1 protein-coding gene is annotated in these 590 nt (G+C 66.9%); it reads left to right on the plus strand.

Annotated elements, in window-relative coordinates:
- On the plus strand, positions 1-590 hold a 590-nt coding region (locus AC1DWF_RS36675; protein ID WP_476843345.1), incomplete at both ends, for an ATP-binding protein.

Below are 590 nucleotides of genomic sequence, written 5' to 3' on the forward strand. Positions count from 1 at the left end.
GACGCGGACTACACCGGCGCCTCCATCACCGTCCTCCGTGGCCTCGAAGCCGTCCGGAAACGGCCCGGCATGTACATCGGCGACACCGATGACGGCTCGGGCCTGCACCACATGGCCTTCGAAATCCTCGACAATTCCGTGGACGAGGCGCAGGCCGGCTATGCCACGCGCGTCGACCTCGTGCTGAACGGGGACGGCAGCGTCACCGTGACGGATGACGGGCGCGGAATCCCGGTGGACATCCACGCGGAGGAAGGCGTCTCGGCGGCCGAGGTCGTGCTGACTCGCCTGCACGCGGGCGGAAAATTCAACCAGAATTCCTACAAGGTCTCGGGCGGCCTGCACGGCGTGGGCGCGGCCGTGGTGAACGCGCTCAGCGAATGGATGGAAGTCCGCATCTGGCGCGGCGGCTTCGAGCACTTCATCCGCTTCGAGCACGGCGACACCGTGCAGCCGCTGAAGGTCATGGGCCCCACAACGCATCACCAGGGCACGGAGGTCACCTTCAAGCCCTCCGCCGGCACCTTCACCCATGTCGACTACGACTTCGCCATCCTGGAGCGCCGGCTGCGCGAGCTGGCCTTCCTCAA

The sequence above is a fragment of the Aminobacter sp. P4_D5 genome, from assembly GCF_056401815.1.